Annotated in this window: 5 protein-coding genes and 1 pseudogene; 4 read left to right on the top strand and 2 right to left on the bottom strand. The window is 56.7% G+C overall.

The annotated features are described in order from the left end of the window. The first annotated feature begins 147 nt into the window (after positions 1-147). On the top strand, positions 148-2700 hold the full coding sequence (locus ABJ99_RS25395) for an AAA family ATPase (RefSeq protein ID WP_054088141.1): 2553 nt from the start codon (positions 148-150) through the stop codon (positions 2698-2700). Then, the gene (locus tag ABJ99_RS25390; protein ID WP_054088140.1) at positions 2682-3839 is read left to right on the top strand and encodes an RNA-binding domain-containing protein; all 1158 of its coding nucleotides are present in this window, start codon (positions 2682-2684) and stop codon (positions 3837-3839) included. Before ABJ99_RS25395 ends, ABJ99_RS25390 begins: the two co-directional genes overlap by 19 nt. Before the next feature lie 275 nt (positions 3840-4114). On the opposite strand, the pseudogene ABJ99_RS29430 reads toward ABJ99_RS25390, so the two are convergent. Both ABJ99_RS29430 and acpA read right to left on the bottom strand, forming a co-directional pair. After that, positions 4115-4294: pseudogene (locus ABJ99_RS29430) on the bottom strand (hypothetical protein); the annotation flags it as partial. A 3-nt stretch (positions 4295-4297) separates the two neighbouring features. Beyond that, positions 4298-5980, bottom strand: coding sequence for an acid phosphatase (gene acpA / locus ABJ99_RS25385; RefSeq protein ID WP_054088139.1), 1683 nt, complete (start codon positions 5978-5980; stop codon positions 4298-4300). A gap of 385 nt (positions 5981-6365) precedes the next feature. Here acpA and ABJ99_RS28525 point away from each other — a divergent pair, with 385 nt between their 5' ends. Both ABJ99_RS28525 and ABJ99_RS25375 read left to right on the top strand, forming a co-directional pair. Continuing rightward, the gene (locus ABJ99_RS28525) at positions 6366-6647 is read left to right on the top strand and encodes a hypothetical protein (protein WP_032710874.1); all 282 of its coding nucleotides are present in this window, start codon (positions 6366-6368) and stop codon (positions 6645-6647) included. Then, positions 6628-7236, top strand: a 609-nt coding sequence (locus tag ABJ99_RS25375) for an IS91 family transposase (protein ID WP_195842922.1), incomplete at its 3' end; no start/stop codon positions are given. The genes ABJ99_RS28525 and ABJ99_RS25375, both read left to right, overlap by 20 nt.

Here is a 7236-nt window from a genome sequence, read left to right as displayed (position 1 = left end):
CTGGCCAACCTGTTGCCTTTCCAGATGATATGGCAATAGGTTTTTGCATCAGTTGCGTAACGCTATCCAGTCTCAAAGAACGCATTTATAGGCTGCACGGAAATTTCGGCGGTTTGGGCGTACAACCCCCTGTAAGGAGAAGGCACGATGAAAAATCTGCCACCAAAGCAATCAAGGGCTCGATCTGTTGTCTTCGCGGAAGGCGCGCAGTGGATACGCGCAGACTTTCATCTGCACACACGAGCTGATCGCGAATTCAAGTACACGGGCGATGACAACTTCTATCACAGCCACTACGTGGATGCGCTTGAGAAAGCTAGCATACGGCTGGGCGTCATCACTAATCACAACAAGTTCGACCTTGATGAGTTCAAAGCGCTGCGAAAAACGGCTCAGAATAAGGGCATTGCCCTGCTGCCGGGCGTCGAGTTGTCGGTCAACGATGGGGCCAATGGCATCCACACTCTTGTTGTATTCTCAGACGAATGGATTGATGAGCACGACCACATCAACCCCTTCCTGACAAGCGCATTCGAAGGTAAAACGCCCGCGCAGTACGAGCAGGAGAACGGCCGTTCCTCCTGGTCTCTTTTGGAGACGATCAAGAAACTGGAAAGCTATCACCGCGACTTCTTTTTAGTCTTCGCCCACGTCGAAGCACCGAGTGGCTTGTGGGCGGAGCTGGATGGCGGCCGACTCACTGATTTGGGGCAAAATGAATTCTTCCGACGCAGAACGCTGGCATTTCAGAAGGTTCGCACTCACGACGGGGCGGGCAAAGACAAACCTTGCCGCACTAAGATTCAAAGCTGGCTGCAAAGCTGGTACCCCGCGGAACTCGAAGGCAGCGACCCCAAGGGTATAGATGAAATTGGTCGGGGCAAAACCAGCTACTTGAAGCTAGGCGAGCTGTCCTTCGGGGCGGTGAAGTTTGCCTTGGGTGATCCCGCTGCGCGGGTGGCTATGGAACCGCAGAAACATAAGGCCTCGCACATTCGAAGCATCCACTTTGATGGTGGCATTCTCGACGGGCAGACGCTGCACTTCTCCTCCGAGCTCAATGCGCTCATCGGTATCCGGGGCAGCGGCAAGGTGACGCTAACGGCTTGCGATATTTACGGGCAAGAGTTCACCATCTCCCGCATCTTCCGCGAAGCACCTAACGTTTATCTGCGCGGCACCTTGCAACCCGGCGTTTCGATTCGAGAAACCGTACTGCGCTGCCCGATCTATTTCGGGCAAAAAGATCTCTCAAGTACCGGCGAAGGCTTCGAGACCGATCTGGTTGAGAAACTGGTTGGCGAAAAGCTCCGTGTGCTGCGCGAAGCAATCGAAACTCAGCGCCAGCGCGTGTGCGAAGCAGCGCAACGCTGGCTCAAGCTCAGCAACATTGCCGAAACTAAACGTGACTTCAACGCTCAGCTTACCGATGCGAACTTCCGTCTGAAGAAGTTCGAAGAGTACGGTGTCGCCGACAAGCTCCAAAAGCGTCTGGGATTCCAGCAGGACGCAACTGCGCTCGCGCGCATGGCGGAGCGTGCAGACGACTTCATCCTCGCCTTGGGCAGCCTCATCGCCGAGCATGAGGACGAACTGCGCAACGCGACGAGCTACGTTTCCAAGCAAAATCCAGACTTCTTCGTGGCTTACAACGCCGAATTTTCCAACCTCGTTGCCGGGGTCGATCAGCTCAAGCAGATCGAGCAGGACATGCGCGCTGTTGCGGCTCGGCTCGGGACCAAGCAGTACGAGTTTGAAGGGGCTAGTAAGAGTCTTCAGGAGGAGTTTGCGCAAGTCGAGCGGCAACTGGCTCAAGAACTCAAGCAAACCGGTATGACAGCCATCCAGCCGGACGATTTTCTGGCCCAGCAACAGCGCAAAACCAAGGCGGAGCAAATGCTGGATGCTTTAGCCAAGCAGGAATCACAGCAGACCACCATTCGCGATGCGTTATTTGCCGAAATCGACAAGCTCAATGAACTTTGGCTGAGGGAATTTACCACCATCAAGACGGAGCTGGATCGCGTGAACGCTGTCAACACAGCCTTGCAGATCGAAGCTGACTTCAAAGGTGACAAAGAAGCCGCTATTAGCTTCATGCAGCAGCTTTTTAAGGGTAGTAACATCCGCGAAACCACCCTGCGAGCGGTTATGGAGGACTATGCCGATTTCGGTGGGCTGCTGCGTTCACTTCCTGGGGCTTTAGTCAAGGCTGGAAGCGCGCCTGAAGTCTTTGAGAAGACTTTTATGCAGTACCTGGTCGAGTTTAGCGCATGGCAGGTGCCCAACCGCTTCGTGATCCGTTATCGCGGCAAGGAGCTGAGGCACCACTCTCTCGGACAGCGCGCTTCGGCCCTGCTGTTATATGTACTCAGCCAACGACAGAACGATGTCATCATCATAGACCAGCCGGAAGACGATTTGGACAACCAGACCATCTATGACGATGTGATCAAACTGCTGCGCGAGATGAAACCTCACGCCCAGTTCATCTTCGCTACCCACAACGCCAACTTCCCAGTGCTGGGTGACGCAGAGCAGGTGCACGCCTTTCAGTACCAAGACGAGAAGGTCGCCACACAAAGCGGTAGCATCGATGCCCATCCGGTGCAGGAGGCCATCATCAACATTATGGAAGGAGGCCAGGAAGCCTTCAACCGCCGTAAAGAGGTTTACAATTTATGGAAACTACAGAGCTGATCGACGTCATCAGTCGAGGCGAGGACAGCCGCCAGCAATTCAAAGCTGACATGACCAATGCCGATGCGTTGGCCGCCGAGATCGTTGCTTTTAGCAACACCGCTGGCGGGCGCATCCTCATTGGCGTGAATGACGATGGATCGGTGCGCGGGCTGTCCGGTGCCGACTTGGCTCGCCTCAAGGAACTTGTCTCCAATGCGGCTTCTCAAAACGTCCGTCCAGCTGTAAATCCGTTTACAGACAACGTGCCGCACCCAAATGGCACAGTAATGGTCGTCTCTATTCCTGAAGGCATCAGCAAGCCATACATGGATAAAAACGGCACTATTTGGGTGAAGAATGGCTTAGACAAGCGCCGTGCTACCTCACGCGAGGAACTTCAGCGCCTATTTCAGCAAGCGGGCCTGGTACATGCCGATGAAACACCTGTGGCGGGCTTGGGCCCGGGGGAGGTGGACTTGCCCTATTTCGAAGCATTTTTTGAGCAGCAATTCGGCGAGCAGCTGGCGTTACACAACCAGCCGCTACCTCAGTTGCTGACCAACATGAATCTGATGAACCAAGGACACCTCAATGTGGCCGGCAGCCTGCTGTTTGCCAAGGTGCCGCACTACGCGCTGCCAGCCTTCATCATCAAGGCAGTGGCCTTTGTAGGCAACGAGATTGAGGACGAGCGCTACATCGACAGCCGCGACATAACCGGCAAGCTGGCTGACGTGTTCCAGCAGGCTCTGGGTTTTATCATCGCCAATACCCGCGCCGTGCAGGGTGCCCAAGGCTTCAACTCTCCGGGTCAGGCCGAGATACCGCGCATCGTCTGGGAAGAATTGGTTGCCAACGCGCTTGTCCATCGCGACTACTTCATCAGCGCCCCGGTGCGCGTGCTGGTCTTTATGGATCGAGTCGAGATCATCAGTCCTGGCCACCTACCCAACAACCTAACCATTGAAAACATCAAAGCAGGTAACTCCAATATGCGCAATCCCATCCTGGCTTCCTTCGCCGCCAAGCTCTTGCCTTACCGTGGTCTGGGTAGCGGCCTGCTGCGCGCACTGAGGGCCTGGCCGCAAATTGAACTCGTCGATGATCGTGCCGGGAATCTGTTCAAAGTCATTGTAGTACGCCCCGGTGTGTTGTAGATAGATACGCTGGAGCCCTCGGAAATTTTGTCGCTTAAGATCCAGCCCGAGCACCAGCGCGTCTAAGTCGATGGGCTTACGTCCCAACGAGGCCCTCACGTGCGTCTTTCATCAGGGTCCGAGCGATCAGCTCAAGATGACCGTTTGTAGTACCGCAGTCCTTCACCTTCTTTCCGTCGATCCGGCACATGCAGCGGAGTCAAATAGAAACTATTGGGCTTGTGCTCAATGGGGAAGCCCTTGGTGTCCACGATCACCCGCGACCTCCAACGCAGCTATTCATCAGACCGAGAATAGTTGTTAAGGTGAACGTAGGTATGGCCGCTTGAAAGCGCTGTTGCGTAGTAATCTTCGAATGATCGGTATGCTGGCACGATTCCGCCGCCGTAGTCGTGTGCGGCGTACCACATCGACGGATTCCCGTAGCCTAGTGATTCTATGACAGGTCGAGCCTCCTATCAGGCTGGAAAGTGCAGCGCGTTGGTAAGGTCGCCCATGGGGGTCTGGCCGCGTCCGATCATTGCGTCGTCGCGGCGTTTCAGGCCGTCGAGTTTTTCCAGGCCATGGACGCGGGTGATCAGGCGCAAGATCGAGGCGGTGTCATAAACCGTGTGGTCCACCTTGCCCTTGCGGGCGAACGGTGAGATGACCAGCGCCGGAACACGCGTGCCGGGGCCGAAGCGGTCGCCTTTCGGCGGTGCGACGTGGTCCCACCAGCCGCCGTTTTCGTCCGCGGTCACGACAATCACCATGTTGTCCCACTGCGGGCTGTTGCGCAGTACCTTGATGACCCGGTCGATGTGCCGGTCACCCGAGGCCACGTCGGCATAACCGGCGTGCATGTTCAGGTTGCCTTGGGGTTTGTAGAAGGTCACTGCAGGCAGCTTGCCCGCTTCGGCATCGGCGAGGAAGCGGTTGGTGCTGGACTCGTCACCCAGGCCGCCGTCGCGCAGGCGTTTTTTACGCTCGGTCGGGTTCTGCGGACCTTGCTGTTTGAAGTAGTTGAACGGCTGGTGATGGTATTGGAAGTTAGGAATTTTCGGGATGCCGGTAGAGTCCTTGAACTCGTCGAGCGTCACTTGCCAGGCACCGGCGTACCAGGCCCAGTCGACATTCCTTTTCGACAGTTTGTCACCGATGTGCTCGTGGCTCTGCGGCACCAGCACGTTGGCCAGGCCAGGTTTCGAGTAATCAGGGTTCTGTGGGTCGCGCAGCCAGGTCGGCCAGTACGGCGGGGCCAGGGTGTTGACCGCGTAGCCATCCGGAGTGATGGCGCTGGGGCCGAATTGCGGCGGACCTTCCATGGCGCTGGAGGGCGACTTGTCCAGCGGTTTGAGGCGCGAGTCCAGCGGATTCATGCTCTGCAGCGACGCGATCTGGGACTTTGCAGGCGAATCGGCGGCGTTCGGATAGATCGGCGCGGTGGCCGAGATCAGGTATTGGTGGTTGAGGAACGAGCCGCCGAAGGCACCCTGGAAGAAGTTGTCGCACAGCACGAACTCGCTGGCGACGTCCCACAAACGCAGCGAGTACTGGCTCTGCGAGTAGTTGCCCATAGTCAGCCCGCCAGCATCGGCCCAGGCCACGAACCGGTCGTTCTTGCCGTCGTTGATCTGCATCTGGTTCTGGTAAAAGACGTGCCAGAGGTCACGGGTCACCAGACTCATCGGCAGGTCTTCGGCATTCGGGCCTTTGAGCGGGAAGGGTGCGTTGGGCAGGTTTTCCTGAAACTGCACACCGACCGGATAGGTCACGCCATCAACCGTCTGAGGCCCGACCTGCAACACGCCGCCCCAGACCGGCGGCAGCTTGTCCAGCATCGAGCCATCGCGGTCGCGCTGCTGATACTCGGCAGGCCTGAGTGAAGACAGCGGTTTCTGCACGCCAGGGAAGTCACCGAACAGATTGTTGAAACTGCGGTTCTCGGCGTAGATCACGACCACCGTTTTCACGTTCTCACGCAGGGCCCTATCAAGTGCCGGCCCTGTGAGGTGCTGCCGGTCAGGTTCGGCAGGCGGCCGTTCGTGAGCCGATACATAGCCGCTGAGCGTGACGCCCGCGCCCAAGGCTGCCATGCCGCCAAGAAAGCGACGACGGCTGGGATTTTCGTTGGTGTCTTCGTCTTTCGGTCTGTCGCTCATCGCCTGATACCTGTCTGAGTTCTTGATATGCGGTACGGGTTAAGCCATACGTGCATCTCAATATTACTTCTCTATAGCTTGCTTGAAGCCACCTTGGTTGATAATAGTTATTGAATAAATCATAAAGTACGCTTATGTGTAGCTACTCATCGGAATCGGTTCCAATGCAAGATCGGATTTTTACTCAGAAGCTACGCAACTTCTAAAGAGGGATGCAGTGTATGTAAACACATTGCAGCAAGGTTTGCTCCAGTAGCAGATAGGGCGCACCGGTTTCGTCTTCCGACATTTCGAACTAGGCAGCCTGCGGCTGCAAATTGTGGGATTTTGAAATCGGTTATCATAGCCGAAATCGAGTCGATCCCTCCTCAGCACAGGCTTACACATGGCGTCAGAGACCAAAAAACGTAAACGGGCGAGCCGGGCAAAAGCCAAGGCAAAGCAGACCCGTCTCCAACGCGCCGGGCATACCACCTTCGTTCCCGATACCGACTTTTTCTTCGATGTCGATCCTTTGGGTGATGTCGATCTTTGTAGTGGCTGCCAGACAGCGTATCTGAACGACAGGTTTCCCGACGCTTCTTGCGTAAGCGTTTCAATGAGAGAAGGGCCAGGCGGATTCGCCATCACCGCCGTCATTCACCACGATGAGGAGCCATCCTGCTGACGTGGCCTCTGCACCGCCTGCTTACACACCTCGACCGCTCAAAAACCTCTTCACGGCCAACGGCTGCTGGGCAGATTTGCTGGAAGCCGGCGGTCTTCGCCAAATCGAAGTGGAGTCGATCAGCAAAATGCTCGCCTGCGGCACCTCGATCCTGGGCGTCAAACACTACACCTGTGCCAATGAGCATTGCCCGCACGTCAAATACCTGTGCAACACCTGCCATTGCCGGGCCTGTCCCTCCTGCGGCAAAATGGCCACCGACCAGTGGATCGCCGTGCAAAACAACCGTCTGCCCGACTGCCCCTGGCAGCATCTGGTGTTCACGCTGCCCGACACGCTGTGGTCCCTGTTCTTCTACAACCGCTGGCTGCTCGATGCGCTGTTTCGTCTGGCGGCCGATAACCTGATCTACACCGCCAAGCGGCGCGGTTTGCGCGTCGGGATTTTCGGTGCGCTGCACACCTATGGCCGGCGGCTCAACTGGCATCCCCACGTCCACCTGTCGGTGACCGCGGGCGGCCTGGATGAGCAGGGCGTCTGGAAAAATCTGTCGTTCCACAAAGAGGCCCTGCGGCGGCGCTGGATGTGG

Source organism: Pseudomonas syringae pv. cilantro, from assembly GCF_001293775.1.
In the GTDB taxonomy this organism is placed as follows: Bacteria; Pseudomonadota; Gammaproteobacteria; order Pseudomonadales; family Pseudomonadaceae; genus Aquipseudomonas; species Aquipseudomonas syringae_P.
Note: the sequence above shows the minus strand (reverse complement) of the source record. Positions and strands in the feature narration are given on the sequence as shown.